General features: G+C 35.3%; 16 protein-coding genes. 9 read left to right on the top strand and 7 right to left on the bottom strand.

Annotated elements, in window-relative coordinates:
- Nucleotides 1–3: 3 nt before the first annotated feature.
- Nucleotides 4–1,140: a cysteine desulfurase family protein gene (locus ACIQ4I_RS10925; protein ID WP_403096001.1), complete on the bottom strand. Its 1,137-nt coding sequence runs from the start codon at nt 1,138–1,140 to the stop codon at nt 4–6.
- A 76-nt stretch (nt 1,141–1,216) separates the two neighbouring features.
- Nucleotides 1,217–2,908 carry a septation ring formation regulator EzrA gene (gene ezrA, locus ACIQ4I_RS10930; RefSeq protein WP_403096002.1) on the bottom strand — a complete coding sequence of 564 codons (1,692 nt, stop codon included), beginning with the start codon at nt 2,906–2,908 and terminating at the stop codon, nt 1,217–1,219.
- Nucleotides 2,909–3,056: 148 nt separating this feature from the next.
- On the opposite strand from ezrA, the gene hisJ reads away from it, so the two are divergent.
- Together hisJ and ACIQ4I_RS10940 are read left to right on the top strand one after the other, a co-directional pair.
- Nucleotides 3,057–3,854, top strand: a complete 798-nt coding sequence (gene hisJ / locus ACIQ4I_RS10935) for a histidinol-phosphatase HisJ (RefSeq protein ID WP_403096003.1) — start codon at nt 3,057–3,059, stop codon at nt 3,852–3,854.
- A 17-nt stretch (nt 3,855–3,871) separates the two neighbouring features.
- The gene (locus ACIQ4I_RS10940) at nt 3,872–4,357 is read left to right on the top strand and encodes a GAF domain-containing protein (protein WP_403096004.1); all 486 of its coding nucleotides are present in this window, start codon (nt 3,872–3,874) and stop codon (nt 4,355–4,357) included.
- 160 nt (nt 4,358–4,517) lie between these two features.
- On the opposite strand, the gene ACIQ4I_RS10945 is transcribed toward ACIQ4I_RS10940, so the two are convergent.
- On the bottom strand, nt 4,518–6,350 hold the full coding sequence (locus ACIQ4I_RS10945) for a diguanylate cyclase domain-containing protein (RefSeq protein WP_403096005.1): 1,833 nt from the start codon (nt 6,348–6,350) through the stop codon (nt 4,518–4,520).
- A gap of 424 nt (nt 6,351–6,774) precedes the next feature.
- On the opposite strand from ACIQ4I_RS10945, the gene rpsD reads away from it, so the two are divergent.
- From rpsD to ACIQ4I_RS10960, 3 genes are all read left to right on the top strand, one after another.
- A complete protein-coding gene (gene rpsD / locus ACIQ4I_RS10950) occupies nt 6,775–7,377 on the top strand; it encodes a 30S ribosomal protein S4 (RefSeq protein ID WP_403096006.1) in 603 nt (200 codons plus the stop codon).
- A gap of 221 nt (nt 7,378–7,598) precedes the next feature.
- Nucleotides 7,599–7,928: a CotD family spore coat protein gene (locus tag ACIQ4I_RS10955; protein ID WP_403096007.1), complete on the top strand. Its 330-nt coding sequence runs from the start codon at nt 7,599–7,601 to the stop codon at nt 7,926–7,928.
- Nucleotides 7,929–8,116: 188 nt separating this feature from the next.
- Nucleotides 8,117–8,524, top strand: a complete 408-nt coding sequence (locus tag ACIQ4I_RS10960) for a YkvA family protein (protein ID WP_403096008.1) — start codon at nt 8,117–8,119, stop codon at nt 8,522–8,524.
- Between the two features lie 180 nt (nt 8,525–8,704).
- On the opposite strand, the gene ACIQ4I_RS10965 is transcribed toward ACIQ4I_RS10960, so the two are convergent.
- Nucleotides 8,705–9,001, bottom strand: coding sequence for a rhodanese-like domain-containing protein (locus tag ACIQ4I_RS10965; RefSeq protein ID WP_403096009.1), 297 nt, complete (start codon nt 8,999–9,001; stop codon nt 8,705–8,707).
- A 15-nt stretch (nt 9,002–9,016) separates the two neighbouring features.
- Nucleotides 9,017–9,280, bottom strand: a complete 264-nt coding sequence (locus ACIQ4I_RS10970) for a metal-sensitive transcriptional regulator (RefSeq protein ID WP_403096010.1) — start codon at nt 9,278–9,280, stop codon at nt 9,017–9,019.
- A 311-nt stretch (nt 9,281–9,591) separates the two neighbouring features.
- Between ACIQ4I_RS10970 and ACIQ4I_RS10975 the strand changes: the two genes are divergently transcribed.
- The 3 genes from ACIQ4I_RS10975 to ACIQ4I_RS10985 all read left to right on the top strand — a co-directional run bounded on the left by ACIQ4I_RS10975 (nt 9,592) and on the right by ACIQ4I_RS10985 (nt 11,105).
- On the top strand, nt 9,592–9,861 hold the full coding sequence (locus ACIQ4I_RS10975) for a glutaredoxin family protein (protein WP_403096011.1): 270 nt from the start codon (nt 9,592–9,594) through the stop codon (nt 9,859–9,861).
- A 3-nt stretch (nt 9,862–9,864) separates the two neighbouring features.
- Complete coding sequence (locus ACIQ4I_RS10980) at nt 9,865–10,215, top strand: rhodanese-like domain-containing protein (protein WP_403096012.1); 351 nt, start codon at nt 9,865–9,867, stop codon at nt 10,213–10,215.
- 74 nt (nt 10,216–10,289) lie between these two features.
- A complete protein-coding gene (locus tag ACIQ4I_RS10985; RefSeq protein ID WP_403096013.1) occupies nt 10,290–11,105 on the top strand; it encodes a cobalamin-binding protein in 816 nt (271 codons plus the stop codon).
- A gap of 206 nt (nt 11,106–11,311) precedes the next feature.
- Here the strand turns inward: ACIQ4I_RS10985 and tyrS are convergent, their stop codons facing one another.
- The gene (gene tyrS / locus ACIQ4I_RS10990) at nt 11,312–12,580 is read right to left on the bottom strand and encodes a tyrosine--tRNA ligase (RefSeq protein WP_403096014.1); all 1,269 of its coding nucleotides are present in this window, start codon (nt 12,578–12,580) and stop codon (nt 11,312–11,314) included.
- A gap of 782 nt (nt 12,581–13,362) precedes the next feature.
- On the opposite strand from tyrS, the gene ACIQ4I_RS10995 reads away from it, so the two are divergent.
- On the top strand, nt 13,363–16,173 hold the full coding sequence (locus tag ACIQ4I_RS10995) for a transglycosylase domain-containing protein (protein WP_403096015.1): 2,811 nt from the start codon (nt 13,363–13,365) through the stop codon (nt 16,171–16,173).
- 262 nt (nt 16,174–16,435) lie between these two features.
- On the opposite strand, the gene acsA is transcribed toward ACIQ4I_RS10995, so the two are convergent.
- The gene (gene acsA / locus ACIQ4I_RS11000; protein WP_403096016.1) at nt 16,436–18,151 is read right to left on the bottom strand and encodes an acetate--CoA ligase; all 1,716 of its coding nucleotides are present in this window, start codon (nt 18,149–18,151) and stop codon (nt 16,436–16,438) included.
- Between the last annotated feature and the right edge of the window lie 66 nt (nt 18,152–18,217).

Raw genomic sequence — 18,217 nt, forward strand, 5'->3', positions numbered from 1 at the left:
TTGTTACATCTCCTTTACTTGATGCATCACTTTGCTAAAAGCTGTTTTAAAGAATGCAATGTCGGCTTCACAAATACCTTCACCTAGACTCATACGAATAACACCTTTTTCATAAGATGGATCAACCTTTATTGCGTGTATTACATGACTAACTGTGTGATCTTTCGATGAGCATGCACTTGAAGTCGAAATAATAATCCCTTCGTGTTGCATAGCATTTACTAGTATTTCCCCTTTTAAGCCTTGAACGGCACAACTAACAATATGTGGTGCACCTTGGCTACTAGAAAGTACATGTACGTAAGGGAATTGTTTAAAGTATTCGTGTAATTCATCACGCCATTTACTAAATTGCATCGCTTTTTGAGGTTGTTTTTCACTTGCTAAACGAGTTGCTTTCGCAAGTGCAACAACTTGTGGTACTGCAACAGTTCCACTTCGATATCCCATTTCTTGTCCGCCGCCATGGATAATTGGATTAATATTCACTTGTTTACGAAGAGCTAAAAATCCAGAACCTTTTAATGCATTAATTTTATGTCCTGATATCGTAATAGCATCCGGTCCATTTTCTTCATTAAATTGAACAGGAATCTTACCAAAACTTTGTACAGCATCCATATGATAAAATGCACGGCTGTATTGATGCACAATTTGTGCAATTTCTGTTATAGGTTGAACAGCTCCCATTTCATTATTCACATGCATAATGCTAACGACAACTGTATCTTTCGTAAGTTTTTTCTTTAAGTCTTCTATTAAAATAACGCCGTGTTCATCTACATCGACAATATCAACGGTAAATCCTTCTTTTTCTAAAGCTTTGGCACTTTCTAGTACGGATGCATGTTCAATTGCTGAAACAAGAATCTTCGTACCTCGATGTTTGTTTGCTCTTGCTAATCCTTTAATAGCAAAATTATTTGATTCAGAACCACCAGATGTAAAGATAATTTGCTCTGGAGATGTTTTTATAATATCGGCAATTTGTTCTCTTGCTCGAGTTAATAATGCATTTGCTTCGACACCCATTTGATGAAGTGATGCTGGATTTGCATAATAGCGTTCGCTTGCTTGGATAAATGTTTGCAAAACAGCTGGGTCCGGTTTAGTTGTTGCACTATGATCTAAGTAAATCATTGTTTCTCCTTCCTTCCAAAAGAAAACCACCAGCACAGTACCGTGCGGTGGCTTAATGCTTTTCTTATTATGAACGTCAAACCTCGTTTTTGGCAAGTACCTGAATTTTTTTCATGGCACCTGGTTCGACTGCTTCAACAGCCGTTGCGGCATATTCAAGCGCTTTTGTATAACGCATATCACGGAATGCATCTTCTGCTTCTAAAAGGCGTTGATGCATTGCTGAATTTGAATTTCTGTAACGGTTACCATATTGAATAATACATTCAATTAATTGAACATTTTCAAGCATTTCAATCGCTGTATTATGTACATCTTCTATGCACTTTTCTGCAATTTCAAGATTTTTGTAAACCGTATCCATATTTAGTGGTATTTCTTGAAGATTATTGACCACGACGAATATTCTTTCTGCAGCTTCTTCCAATCGCGCATCCATTTCTTCAGGTATACCAGGTAAATTGGCTTTATGTAGCATTCGTTCCGTATCATGAAGTAATCTTTTCAAATTATCCAATGTTGCTCTCGCTTTATTCTCATCTATTCGTAAGTTTTTCATGCGATCTGCAAATTGATCTTGTTCTTCAAACAATTGTTCAATGGATACTTTTAATTCTTTTAAAGCTTCTTCCATACTGGAGTAAGCAGATTTCTCTTCTTGTACTTCAACTGCTAATAATTCATATCTTTGGCGTAAAGATAGTAGTTGTTGCTTACAATTTGTTGGCACTTCAGCTTCTTTTTCTGAAAGATGATAGCTTTTTTGCACAGCATTTGTTTCTTTGGCAGTTTTTTCAGTTGCTTCGATTGCTGTTTCAAGTTGTTCACCAATTTCAACAAAATAATCATCAACGAATTTCTTGCCAATTACTTCTTTTTCAAGTGCATCGTAGAATGATTCTACTTCATCTTTGATTTCATTTACACGATGTTGCACTAAAGTAATATCTAATTCGGCTATTTTTTGTTTAAATTCAGCTAAATTTTCTTCTATTTGATTTAGCTTATCTAAAATTTCAAGATGCACTAGGAAATACGATTGGTCTTCCATTTCACGATGCCCATTTCGGATTTCATGAATATCAGAAGGGATTTTATGTTGAATTTCGGTCAATAACGTCGGGATTTCATTGATTAGCTTAAATATCGTTTGACCTTCATCGTTTAAATTCACTACGATTTCTCGTGCTTTTAAATAATTTCCAGACTCTGTCAATTGATCATATTCCTCGAATTGCGGGTTAAATGTTTCCAATCGTTTTTCTAATGGTTCTGCTGCAGGTCCATAAGAATATTGATGTGCCAACAACGTTTTACGAGCCGAACGATATTGTTCTTTAAGTTGTTCGATTTCAATTCGATTCTTCTCTTCACTGCCGATCAATTCATCTAATTCTTTTAAAATTTTTACCATTTCTTGATCGTACTCTGTAATTAGAGATTCAATTTCTCTTTCAATCTCTGTAGCTTTACCAAAATGAAATTTATCTACTTGTTCTTCTGCATCAAATAAAAGGACGTCGATTTTTGGCATTTCTATGTCCATTAACTCTGTCCATTTATTTCGCCAACGTTCGAACATTTCTTCAGTTTGTCCATTCATATTCAATGACTTTACTTTCATCAATTCTTCTAGCACTGGCTTATTTTGAATTTGTAGTTTCTTTTGGTCAAGTCTTTGAATTTCATTTTTATGTTTTTTACGAAAAACAAAGACAATTGCAATTATTACACATAGTACGATGATGGTAGGAATGATATACTTCATCGTAAGCCCCCTGTCCCAAAATCAGTTTTTCAGCTTCTAATTAAACTTAATAGTACCATGTTTTAGGGTATTTTGTTTACTCTTTAAGAGGATTTTCTCTTAAAAATATCTACTATTCAATCAAATTATAATAATTGGAGGGATTTTATTGAAACGTGATGCCCATATTCATACTCCATACTGTCCACATGGCACTAAAGACTCTTTAGAAAATTATATCAAAAAAGCTATAAAATGTGGATTCGAAGATATAACTTTCACTGAACATGCACCATTACCTACCAATTTTGTCGATCCAACTCCTGAAAAAGATAGTGGCATGGATCCTCACCTATTAGTAGCTTATTTAGATGAACTCAATACATTAAAGGAACAATACAAAGACGAGATACAAATTCGTATAGGGTTCGAAATCGATTATATTGTTGGATATGAAGTTGAAACAACTAGCTTTTTAAACCTTGTTGGTCCACAAATTGATGATGCCATTTTATCTGTTCATTTCTTAAAATATGACGATGCATACACATGTATCGACTATTCTAATGATACATTTTTGACCTTCTCAAAAAAAATGGGTTCTGTTCAAGCTGTTTATGATTTATATTATGCAACATTGAAAAAATCAATTCTAGCTGACCTTGGTCAGTATAAACCAAAACGAATCGGGCATCCAACGCTTATACATAAATTCCAATTTGCTCATGGTGAGCAAATTGATGATGATGCCGACATTAAAGAAATACTTCAGCTTATGGCAGATCACCATAATGAACTCGATGTTAATAGTGCGGGCTATGCAAAAAAGTATTGCAAAGAATCTTATCCACCCTTACCATATATTAAACATGCAAAATCATTAAATATTCCATTAGTTTTCGGTTCTGATGCCCATCAAGTTGCAGATTTACATCAGTACTATGATAAAATATTTCCTATTGATTAAAACAAGGAGGTTATACCATGTTTGAAAAAACGAATTATAGCAATGATTTAGCTGCAGGATACAATTTATTAGCAAAACAATTAGATGCTTTACTTGAAGGAGAAATGGATACAGTTTCCAATTTAAGCAATGCTTCTGCCCTACTCAATCAATTTCTTGAAAATATCAATTGGTGTGGATTTTATTTGTTTAAGAATAACGAATTATTATTAGGACCATTTCAAGGTTTGCCTGCATGTGTACATATCCCTATTGGAAAAGGCGTTTGTGGAACTGCTGCACAATCGAAGCAAACACTTATAGTTGATGACGTCAATGCATTTCCAGGGCATATCGCTTGTGATAGTGCTTCTGAATCTGAAATTGTTGTACCGATTGTTGTAAATGATGGACTATATGGTGTACTTGATATCGATAGTCCCGAAAAAGGTCGGTTTACTAAAGAAGATCAAATTGGCCTCGAGCAATTTGTTGAAATCTTAACCAAGCATATTCATCTTTAATATAAAATGGATGTCTTCTAAGTGTATAAAACATTTAGAAGACACCCATTTTTATTTAATAGGGAATGTTAATAGATACTGTCGATATGTTGACTAAAGTACCAAAATGCCAGGCAATTATACCTCTATTCATTAGTTTTTCTGTTTAATCATTCATTTGTTAAAACAGACAATAACGATTTTTTCCGTTGTTTTTTGCTTCATATAACGCAACATCCGCATTTTGAAATAATCCTTGATATGTTAAATCGGAATCCTTTTTCCAAATCGCAATACCTGAAGATATAGTTACAGAAGGATCCGTTGTTTCAGGAATCATTTTTATAAGACTATTAACAATTTCAATAGTATCGCATAATTCTTTGTTTGGCAGATAGATGGCCATTTCCTCTCCACCCCAACGTGCACATATTCCTTCATGTTGAATATTCTGTTGCAACCGTTCTGCAATCGTTTTTAAGATTAGGTCGCCCGTTTGATGTCCAAAAGTATCATTTACCTTTTTAAAATTATCAATATCACATAATACAAAGGCGCCAAATTCATCATCTTCCATTGATTTTTCAACATAGCGATCTAAATATTTACGTGCATACAACTTTGTTAAATGATCACGATCAACCATTTCTTGCAACTGTTCTCTTAGTAATATATTGGATATAGCTAGTGAAGAATGGCGAATAATAGATTGCATAAGCTTAAAGCTATCGAAAGAGAAATAATAAGGTTCTTCATGTAAGATAGCACAATATCCTTGTACATTTTCACTAATTACTATAGGAACTGCCATCATAGAATTGTATGTTACTTTTTGATCAACTAAATTATCAAAATCTGCTACAAATAGTGGATCTACGGATTTTTCAAAATGATTTGCAATATAGTTACTATATATATTCGAACTATTATCATAGAAAAATGCAGAAGTGCCTTTTGCATTTTGATACTCATTATTTTCAACCAACGCGAAACAAATTTCAGAAGGTGTAAACGATTTGTTCAATTGTTTGATTAGAAATGATAGTATTTCTTCTTTATTTAATTGCATATTCAGTCTCTGTGACGTTTCGTTAATAAGCTGTAAATCAGACACTAAACGATGAGACTGATGATAAAGCTTTGCATTTTCGAGCGCATTACCAGAAGTATGCGCCAAATGTAGGATAAATTTCTTTTCCCTTGAGCTAAATAAATAATCTGTTGGAGCAAAAATTTGAAGTACACCATAAATACCCTGTTTCCCTTTAATAGGTGCATTTAAAAGACGATGATCTATATCTGTTGCTTGTTCAATCGTCATTTCACCTGATACAAATGCTTCGATCGTTGAAGGACGTTCTAATAGATAATCAAATACATATACATCTTCTATTTGTCTACGGTCTTGGTCATTCGATAAAATCAACTTCGATTGAAACTTAGGGAATATACTTTTAACACCATGAATCATTGCTTCAAGTATATGATTGACATCCATTGTAGAATGAAATATCTCAGTCATTTCAAATAGTTCACGATTTAACTTTTTCTCATAAGTATTGTTTTGATTAGACTTTATTATCCTAACTGTATCTGATATAAGTTTTTCTAATTCCGTCTTATAAGGCGTTTGTGCAAAAGCTTTCCATATTTGTGTTTCTTCTAGTACAAGAATCCCTAAAATTGGACTATTCTCCCCTTGTAACACAAGGACATCTCCGGCGTATTCAAAATATTGTTTTAGTTTTTCTACTAGTAAATTTGGAGACTGATGTCTTTTTTCGAAATAAGGAGCAACAGATACATAAGGAATTCCATTAGATATATAATAGCCTTCGCTGGACGTTGTTAGTGGATAAAGCATATCATGTTCAAAATTTAGAAATTCTACATTCTCTATTTTAAATTCTTGGAAGACTATCCCTTTGAACAGTTCCAAATACTCATTTGCAGTAAGTGGCTTTTCAGCACAATCTATCCACAAATCAAGCAGTTGACACTTAATATTTTGCATTATTTGTAGACTTCGCAACGTTCCATCACCTTTTTCTTTGATACGATATATGTATATTTATAACTACTTCTAGTATACACTAAATAAGTCTTTTACACTATTAACATTTCGTTTTTTTCTTTTAATTGGCACAAAACACATTATAAATTACTATAAATTATATTTCTATAACATATCCTATTAAATAAAAAAGTAATTTAGCTTGACACTATTACTCCTAACAGATAAAATGTAGCTTGTGTAAAATAAACGCAGCGGTTGTATGGTTTTGTTGTTTCATTTTGTTCCTCTACTATTAGTAGACGGGGTATAAGTAATTCGTCGGCTGCATGAACGAACATACATGAAAACAAAATGACTGCTAAGCTAAATACATCTGGTTTTTATTTTATGCCAAATAAAAAACCAATAGGAGGGACTCTAAATGTCTCGTTATACAGGTCCATCTTGGAAACTATCTCGTCGTTTAGGCATTTCTTTAAGCGGTACTGGTAAAGAAATCGAAAAACGTCCATACGCTCCAGGACAACACGGCCCAACTCAACGTAAAAAATTATCTGAGTACGGCTTACAATTACAAGAAAAACAAAAACTTCGTCATATGTTTGGTATGAACGAACGCCAATTCCACAACTTATTCGTTAAAGCTGGTAAAATGAACGGTGTTCATGGTGAAAACTTCATGATCCTTCTTGAAACTCGCTTGGACAACCTAGTTTACCGTCTTGGTTTAGCTCGCACTCGTCGCGCTGCTCGCCAATTAGTAAACCACGGTCATATCTTAGTTGATGGCAAACGCGTTGACATCCCTTCATACAGCGTAAAACCAGGTCAAGTGATTTCTCTTCGTGAAAAATCTCAAAACCTTGATGTTGTAGCTGAAGCTATCGAAGTTAACAACTTTGTACCAGAATATCTTTCATTAGATGCTGACAAAAAAGAAGGTACTTTTGTACGTCTTCCAGAACGCAGCGAATTATCTGCTGAAATCAACGAAGCATTCATCGTCGAGTTCTACTCTCGTTAGTCTTCGAGTATTTCAAAGGATATTTTTTCAAAAGCCCTGTATCCGTTATATAACGGTTGCAGGGCTTTTATCTTTTTAGAGGCATTAATAATTCATTTAAATGATTTGCTTTTTTTGGGATGAGTTTATATTTCAAAGAGAATAGGCACACAACTAGTCCGCCTTCCTTAAATCTCATATGTTATTAATGATATTACCCTTATTACAAAGGAGGTCATTATATGAAAAACAGACAATGGAATCATCCTCACTGTGGTGGAGGTTGCCATGGAATGATGCCATATCGCTTCCCACCACAAATGTTCCCTGCACAATTTGACCCACCACAAGTTTCCCCAACAAGACAATTCGTAAGAACAAACGTAATCAATACAGTTGTACCACACATTCATCCTTCACATACAACCATAGTTAACAGACACATGATTAATCATGAACATTACTTCCCACACACAGAATCTGTGGTAAATGAGTGCTTTGAAAACCATACTATGTGTGAAATGCCGCATAACCCTAGTTGCCCTCCAAAACATCATGGTATGCGCAGATAAGTGATACTCCTATTTCTTTTGACTTTTTGAAATGTAACCATTACGCTCTAGGTCACCCTCCCCTTCATATAACGATCAAGCCAGGCTATTACTGCCTGGCTTTTTATAGTATAAATATTCATTCGTGTATATATTTCCAAAATCAATCAAGGGATATATAATTGCTATGAATGGGGGAAGACTTTTCAATGGAAAAAAGTTCTAAACTATCTAAATTAAAAGACTATGCAAAACAATTAAAGCAACATTTATTTGTGCTTTATCTGTCTTACAAAGACGAAAGAACTCCGTGGTACGCTAAAGTTGTGGCAATCTGTGTAGTTGCCTATGCCTTTAGCCCAATTGATCTAATTCCTGATTTTATTCCTGTTTTAGGGTATTTAGATGACCTTATTCTTGTTCCTCTAGGAATATACATTGCTCTAAAATTGATTCCACCACATGTTATAGAAGACAATATGGTAACCGTGAAAGAATTAATACAAAATGTAAAACCAAAGAATTGGTTTGTTGGTAGTCTATTTATTATTATTTGGATTTTGTTTGCAGTTTGGATTGGTAAGATTTTAATTGAAATATACTCAAAAAATTATTAGTGCATTGATGACACCACTTAAAGTTCAGAAGAAAACTTGAAATGATGTGCATCCAGATATTGGAGAACCTTCAAAGCCTAATAAAGGTGGTATGAATAACAATAAGGGATACATTACAATAGCTCCACCTATAAATTAAAAATGGAGTATGCCCTATGCATACCCCACTTCTAATTTATTTTATTCTATAGGACCGTCCCACGCTAACATGCCGCCATCCATATTGACCACTTTATAGCCTTGATCTTCTAAAAACATCGTTGCTTGTGCACTACGAACGCCTGCATGGCAAACCATAATATACTCAAGATTTTTATCTAATTCGTTCATTCGGAATTCAAGTAATCCTAATGGAATATTTTGAGCAATGCTTATTTTCCCTGCTGCTACTTCTTCTGGTTGACGAACATCGATGATATTGATTTCTTTTCCTTCATCAATCATGTTTAATACTTCTTCTGGCGAAATGTTTTTCATTTTACATTATCTCCCTTATCGACTTTTCACTAATAGTTCAACAGCTTCTTTTATAAGTGTTTCTCTGTCCTTATCTTGTAACTGTTGCTCATCAGACATACAATGTACTAAATTAGTGCTGACAATGAGACCAATTGTACGATCGATTGCTGAACGTGAAGCGGAGAGTTGTGTAATGACAGCTTTACAATCTTTTTCTTCATCAATCATTCGAATAACACCTTTTAATTGCCCTTCAATACGTTTCAGGCGATTACGAATTTGATCGTTATATTCCATTTGCTTCACTCCTTGACTCCTTATTATACATAACGTGTAACTTGTTTAGATAATATACCCCTTAAGGTATCCTGTCAAGAAAATAGAATAAAAACAAATACCTTGAAATTATATACCCCTGGTAGTATATTATAAATACCTAACAGGGTATACAAAAGGAGTTGTTGCATGTATTTCTTATCATTTTTGAAGAAAAATCAGCTAATTATTCATATTTAATCAGAATTGATGCTCGTGTTATAAAATCTTTAAATTATGAAAGCGTCACTTATGTAGCTGGGATTATAACGCATTTATAAAGGAGTAATAATATGACGGATTTAGATGTAACTGTATATTCAACCGATAATTGCGGGTATTGTGAATTGATGAAGAATTTCTTGCATGAACAAAACATTGAATACAAGGTCATCAATATTCGCCACAATCCCGATATGGCGCAATATTTAATGCAACAAACAGGACGCCTTGGGGCACCTCAAACATTGATTAATGGTGAATGGGTACTTGGGTATGATCCAAATACAGCGATGAAAATAATTGAAAAATCTAAACGCTTTTCATCAATGAATGGAGACTAAAAAATGGAATGGATAGTTATATTACTTGTTGTTGTCGTCTTTTTCTACTTCCGTACGAAAACAGCAAAAGGTGTAAAAAATATTTCAACACAAGATTTAAAAGGAATGCTACAAAGTAAAGATAAACAATTCATTGATGTGCGTACAACTGGAGAATATAAAGCGCGTCATATTTCAGAATTTAAAAATATTCCACTTGATCAACTGCCAGCCAAAGTAAGTACATTAAACAGTGAGAAGGCTATTGTTGTTATTTGCCAAAGTGGTATGCGTAGTTCTCGTGCAGCAGGTATTTTAGCAAAAGCTGGATTCCAGAAAGTATATAATGTCAAGGGTGGCATGAGTCGCTGGTAATAAATTCTAATCTATAAGTTATGTTATAATGACGCATAACTTATGGATTTTTTTGTAGAGAGGAGTAATGCTTGTTGAAGCTAATATCTATATGCCCAAGCAATACTGAAATTGTAGCTTATTTAGGACTTGAAGAAAGTCTTATTGCGGTTGATGACTATTCAGATTGGCCTGCTAGTATTGCAGATTTGCCTAAATTAGGACCTGATTTATCAATTGATATGGATCAACTTGAAAAGTTGGAGCCCGATTTAGTCTTAGCCTCGTTAAGTGTACCAGGCATGGAGAAAAATGTGGCTGAATTAGAACGGAGAGGTATTCCTCATATCGTATTAAATTCCAATAGTCTAGCAGAAATTGCAGAGGATCTAAGAGTAGTGGCACAAGCCTGTCACATTCCAGACCAAGGTATGACGAGGGCTTCTCAATTTGAAGATTTTATCAAGCATATGCGAAAAATCGCAAAAGACTGCACCGAGTTTCCTTCTTGTTATTGGGAATGGTGGCCAAATCCTATCTTTACCCCAGGACATGTAAATTGGCTGACAGAAATTAGTGCTATTGCTGGCGGTCGTAATCTATTTCAAGATGTAGAGCTGGCCAGTGTACAAACTGATTGGGAAGACATTCGTTTGCGCAATCCCGATTATATTTTTCTAGCATGGGTTGGAGTGCAATATGAACGAGTTAAACCTTCTCTAATTATGAAAAGACCAGGTTGGCCTGAGTTGTCTGCAATTGTAAATAGTCGCTTGCATGTAATGGAAGAGTGGCTCTATTGTCGACCATCCCCTCGCTTGTTAGAAGGGGCATTGAAATTAGCACAAATCTTACATCCTGACAAATACAATAATATAGAGCTCCCTGAATGGATTGGTAAAATAAAATAGATTTCTTCAATATTTAGAATAGATCAATCTGAAAAAGAAAAATGCCTATACCTGATGAACAGGATAGGCATTTTTTATTTTGTTACTTTTTTACCTGGTTACACCTACCAGTATGACGGCTAGCTTTGATCTGCTTCATAATTACTAAACTTATTGGCATCACGCAACTGGCGATCGGTACCACTCATCTTGCTAAAAATCAGCTTCTAATTAAATTTGACCATGTGGTATTTTTTCTTACCTCGACGAATAATTGAGAATGCGTCTTCCATGCGGTCTTTTGCATCGATTACGTATTCAAGTTCTTTAACTTTTTCACCATTTACTGAGATCGCACCATTCGCTACATCTTCACGTGCTTGACGTTTAGAAGATGAAATGTTCGCTTCTACTAATAGATCAACGATGTTTTTGTCTTCTTTCGCTACTTCTACTGATGGAACACCTGAGAAAGCCACTTTCATTTCGTCTACTGAAAGTGATTTAAGGTCACCTGAGAATAAGGCAGAAGTGATACGGAGTGCTTGGTCTAAGCCTTCTTCACCATGAATTTGTTTTGTCATTTCAGCAGCTAATGTTTTTTGAGCTTCTCTTAAATGTGGTTCTGTTTCCACTTTTTCTTCTAAAGATTCAATTTCAGAACGAGTTAAGAATGTAAAGATTTTCAAGTATTTCACAACATCTGCATCTGCAGTGTTTAACCAGAATTGGTAGAACTCGTATGGAGAAGTTTTTTCAGCGTCTAACCAAACTGCTCCACCAGCTGTTTTACCGAATTTCGTACCATCAGATTTTGTTACCAATGGAATTGTAATACCAAATGCTTTAGCATCTTCATCATGTGTTTTACGAATCACTTCTAGACCTGTTGTAATGTTACCCCATTGGTCAGAACCACCCACTTGAATACGTACATCGTAGTTGTCGTATAGATGATTGAAATCCATCCCTTGTATTAATGTGTAAGTGAATTCAGTGAACGATAAACCTGATTCTAAACGAGAAGAAATAGTATCTTTACTTAGCATGTAATTGATATTGATTAATTTACCGTAATCACGTAAAAATTCGATTGTACTTAGTTTCCCTACCCAATCATAGTTATTGACCAGTTGTGCTCCGTTATTGTCTTCTGAGAAATCAAAAATACGTTCAAGCTGCGCTTTGATACTTGCAACATTGTGATCGATTTGTTCAGCAGTTAGTAGGTTTCGTTCTGTAGAGCGTCCTGATGGATCACCAATCATACCTGTTGCACCACCAACAAGAAGTATCGGACGATGGCCTGCTTGTTGGAAGCGGCGCAATGTTAACATTGGTACAATATGACCAATATGCATTGAATCTGCAGTTGGGTCAACACCTACGTATAGTGAAACTTTCTCTTCATTCAATAATTTTTCCATACCTTCAGCATCAGTTTGTTGGTACAACAAACCTCGCCATTGTAAATCTTCTAATAATGCATTTGTCATAGTAATTCCCTCCTAAAATATAAAAACGCCCCTGCATAATAAAATGCAGGGACGTTAATTACAAATTTAACGCGGTACCACCCAGCTTGAAGAATACATGATTCTCCCGCTTTAATCGCTTTATCGCAGCGGCTGCGTTCTCGCTCCAAATGTGTAATTCGCGTCCATACTGTGACTAGCTTACACCAAACGCTAGCTCTCTAAACAGGGAATATGTTCACTACTGCGCACTCTTCTACGCCAGAAAACTATTATGACTATTGTACTTCATTTTAAATAGTTGTCAATAAGTATTATTATTGTGGTTTTGAATTATGGTATAATAGACAATATTTTAGAAGGTTATTAGTATCCGTATTGTTTTTATTTGAATCTAAAAGCCAATACTGCTGACTTTTTTTGATAATACTCAAAAATACGGATAAAACTTCAGATAAATGGAATAAAATCCATAAAAAGAGGTAAGGTTTAATCATATGACTATTCTATTTTTCAAATAGCTATGCTTATTATTTTGTTACATACTCAATTTTGGATGCTTATTCTATTCTTTTTAGCAACAAGCTAACTACAATTTGAATAACCTTATACTCCATGATCTTAAATCAGACATAGTATGCTACTACAAATAGTAGCCACATAGAAATAGACCCTTGTCGGATGCAGCAATGGTTATTTCTTCAAAACATTTAAAGGAGGTAGGCCAACTGTCAAAAGCGCACCATCCTATCTTTATGATTATAGAGATATAGATTTTTGGCATTGGTCGTGTGATCGAAAATATGAAAGAATGGATAGCCAATATAAATCAAAAGCTCGATGAATTATCAAAAACAACATGGATGAAATATTTCCGCATTTCATCTAGCGTTATCTGGAACTTATTATTAATCTTCATCATCTTTGTTGTAATGGGTACAGTATTTGTCGGCTCGATTGGTGCTGGTTACTTTGCTTCACTTGTAAAGGATGAACCTTTACGATCAAAAGCTGAAATGCGAAGTGCAATCTTCAATTACGATGAAACCAGTACACTCTATTTTGCTAGCAATAAGTATCTCGGGAAAATGCGTACAGACCTTGAGCGTCAAGAGACAACTTTGAATCAAATTTCGCCAAATGTCATAAACGCCGTTCTTGCTACAGAGGATGAATATTTCTATCAACATAAGGGGATTGTCCCAAAAGCAGTATTTCGAGGTCTTTTGCAAGATGTTAGTAACTCAAACAACCAAACAGGTGGGTCAACCTTAACACAGCAATTGATCAAAAACCAAATCTTAACTAATGAAGTTTCTTATGAACGAAAAGCAAAAGAATTACTTCTAGCCATGCGTTTAGAACATTTTATGACAAAGGATGAAATTTTAGAGGCGTATCTAAATGTTATTCCATATGGTCGAAATTCAAGTGGTCGCAATATTGCTGGAGTTGAGACTGCTGCTGAAGGGATATTTAACAAAAATGCCAAGGATTTAAACTTAGCGCAATCAGCATATATCGCAGGGATACCTCAATCTCCATATGCGTATACTCCATTTACACAAAAAGGTGTTCTAAAAGACAAAAAGAGTCTTCAACTCGGTATTAACAGAATGAAAACTGTTTTATATCGCATGCATGAAACTGGTTATATTACAGATCAACAATATAAAAAAGCATTAAAATATAATATTACGAAAGATTTCAGGAAACCGGAAGTTCGACCTGAAGAAAAATATCCATACGTAACATACGAAATTGAAAGTCGCGCAAAAGACATTATGGCAGAAATTTTAGCGAAGAAAGATGGCATCGACGCTGATCGCTTAAAAAATGAGCCGAAACTAAAAGAAAAGTATGTAATTCTGGCAGACCGTGAATTACGTTCTAAAGGATATAAAATTTACTCTACAATTGATAAACAAATGTATGACTCCATGCAAAAGGTGAAAGATAATTTCCCTTATTACGGTACAACCTTTACTAAACAAGTAACCGATCCAGAGACTGGCAAGGTAAGCACTGTCAATGATCCAGTTCAAGTTGGTAGTATTGTAATTGAGAACAAAACAGGGAAAATTTTAAGTTTTATCGGTGGTCGTGATCATAAGTTAGAAGAATTAAATCATGCAACGCAAGCTAAACGCTCTAATGGTTCTACTATGAAACCATTACTAGTATATGCACCAGCAATTCAATACGGATTAATTGGTGCCGGTAGCCCAGTGGCTGATGTTAAATTTAGTCTTGGCTCTTGGTCACCTTCAAACTATACTGAAACTGACGAACGAGGGTTAATATCTGCACGTGAAGCTTTAAAAGATTCACAAAACTTACCTGCCATTCGTTTATATGCTCAAATCATGAACCGAAAACCTGCTAACTTATTAGTTAAAAATGGATTTACAAGTTTAGATGCAGATGACTACACAAACTATTCAACTGCAATTGGTGCCTTAAAGTATGGCGTCACTGTTGAAGAAAATACCAATGCATTCGCAACATTTGCAAATGAAGGTAAGTTCGTTGATGCCTATATGATTTCAAAAATTGTTGATAACAAAGGCAATATAGTGTACAAACACAAATCAAAAGCAAAACAAGTTTATAGTAAACAAACAGCGTATATCACAACAGATATGCTTAGAGATGTTTTAAAACAAGGTACAGGTACAACGGCTAATAGCAATTTAAAATTCCGTGCAGATTTTGCTGCTAAAACCGGTACTTCTCAACAATATAATGATGTATGGCTAGTCGGTTACAATCCTGATATCTCTTTAGGCGTTTGGATGGGATACGATCAACCAAAAACTTTGTATCAGGGTAATAGTATTTATGGTCAACCAAGTACTCGTATAAACCTAATGTGGGCTCGTTTAATGAATTCAGTTTACGATACGAATCCAAAGTTAGCTACAGCAAATGGTAAAACCTTTAAACAGCCATCAGGCGTTGTTAGCCAAACATTCTGCGGTATTACAGGTCATGCATATACAAGTGCATGTGCTGGAAATGCACGAACAGATTTATTTAACGCAAACGTTATGCTACCAGGTCCTGAAACAGCATTCGCTGGCGGTGGTTTAACTGATGCCTTTAAGCAAAGTATGCTAAGTCCATTTGGTGGAGATTATTCAAAACTATTCGGTGCCAAAGCGAAAGCAGAAGAGGAAAAAAAGAAGGAAAAAGAACAGAAAAAGAAAGAAACTGAAAATAATACAAGAAACCCGAATACCAACAACAATTCGAATAACACAAATGGCTCAAATAATTCGAATAGTAATGCGGGTAATTCAAATTCAGGTAATAAGAACAATAATAATTCAAATAACAACTCGAATGGCTCAGGTAATTCAAATAAGCCAGGTAACTCAGGTAACTCGGGTAACTCAGGTAACTCGGGTAACTCAGGTAACTCGGGTAACTCAGGTAACTCAGGTAACTCGGGTAACTCAGGTAACTCAGGTAACTCGGGTAACTCGGGTAACTCGGGTAACTCGGGTAACTCGGGTAACTCGGGTAACTCGGGTAACTCGGGTAACTCAGGATCTGATGGTTCTAACAATAATGGAGACCAAGGCAATGATTCTGGGTCAAATGGTGAATAAAAATTAGAGAGTGAGATATCTATCTCACTCTTTTTTTGTTGGAAATTCATGAAAATTAAAGCTATGATTCATGTAGATTCATAAAAGTAAACAACAAAAAAGGCATCTCAATAGTCTCCCCTGAACTTTGAGATGCCTTTCAATTATTCAGACATGTTGCTCAATAAACATGTCTACTTTTTTATAAGAAATATACCCCTTTATTTTTATCCCCATTATACGCAAACACCAGCTAGTCCAGCATTAGACTCTTAAAATGCTATTAATCTTCCATTGTAGATAAATCACCTGTAGGTAGATCAAGTTCCCATGCTTTTAGAACACGACGCATAATTTTACCACTTCGTGTTTTAGGTAATTTATCTTTAAATTCAATCTCACGCGGTGCAGCATGTGCTGCTAAACCCGTTTTGACAAATTGTTTAATTTCTTCTTCCAGTTCAACTGATGGTTCAATACCTTCTATTAATGCAATAAATGCTTTAATAATTTCTCCACGTACAGGATCTGGTTTACCAATTACACCCGCTTCAAGAATTAATGGATGCTCCAGTAATTTACTTTCCACTTCAAATGGGCCAACTCGTTCTCCAGCTGTCATGATAATATCATCTATACGTCCTTGGAACCAAAAGTAGCCATCATCATCCATATAAGCAGAATCACCTGAAACATACCATTCTCCTGCTAAGAAGTAAGATTCATAGCGAGCAGAGTTATTCCAAATTTGACGCATCATTGATGGCCACCCTTTTCTAAACGCTAAATTCCCCATTGTAAATGGTGGTAGCTCATTCCCTTGGTCATCTACGATTGCCGCTTTAATACCTGGGATTGGTTTACCCATCGAACCTGGTTTAATCTCCATTGAAGGGTAATTACAAATCATTTGGGCACCTGTTTCAGTCATCCACCATGTATCATGAATACGATGATGAAGTACCTGATATCCCCATTTAACAACTTCTGGATTTAGCGGTTCACCAACAGATACAACTTGACGTAAAGCAGATAAATCATAGTCTTTAAGAACATCATTACCAGCACCCATTAACATACGGAACGCAGTAGGTGCACTATACCAAACTGTGACTCCATAATTTTGTAAAGCTTTATACCATGATTGAGGCGAAAAACGACCTCCTATAACTACAACTGTAGTTCCTACTAACCATGGACCAAAAATGCCATATGCTGTTCCAGTAACCCAACCAGGGTCTGCGGTACACCAGTAAATATCATCTTCTCTTAGATCAAGCACCCATTTAGCTGTTTGATATTGTTGAAGCATTGCATTGTGTACATGCAATACCCCTTTAGGTTTTCCAGTAGAACCAGATGTATAATGGAGTACCAGCCCATCTTCGCGGTCAACCCATTCAATATCAGTTTCAACTGAAGCCTCTTCTAAAAGTTTTTGAAGATCCTTGATTTGTTCGGTTTCTTCAATGTTTTCGCCTACAAGAAATACGGTCTTTAGTAGAGGAAGACGATCAAGCGGCACTCGTTTTAATAAAGATGGTGTTGTCACTAACGCACTTGCACCACTATCACTTAAACGATCGTATACAGCACCCTCCATAAAGGCTTCAAAAAGTGGGCCAACAATAATTCCTTTTTTAATACTACCTATTATTGAAAAATATAATTCTGGTGAGCGAGGCATAAAGACAAAAAGACGGTCCCCTTTTTCTAAACCTGCTTGTTGAAATACATTAGCAGCTTTATTTGTCCATTCCTTTACGTCTTGAAAAGTATAAGATTCTGTTCTCGTCCCACCTTCAAAGTAAAGAGCAACTTTGTTTCTTAGTTCAGATTCAGCGTGTCGATCTACTGCTTCATAAGCCATATTAACTAGACCTGTATGAGACCAACTAAAGGCTTGTTCTGTTTCCTTCCAATCAAATGTTTCTTTCACTTCATCATAGTCATGAAATTGATATTCACCTTTTGTTACCAGTAACGGTTCAATCCTCAATATCAATACCCCCTTATCTCAACTATTACCATCTATTATATAACAGCTTTAACCTATTGTATAACA

The sequence above is a fragment of the Rummeliibacillus sp. NPDC094406 genome (genome assembly GCF_044763875.1).
In the GTDB taxonomy this organism is placed as follows: Bacteria; Bacillota; Bacilli; order Bacillales_A; family Planococcaceae; genus Rummeliibacillus.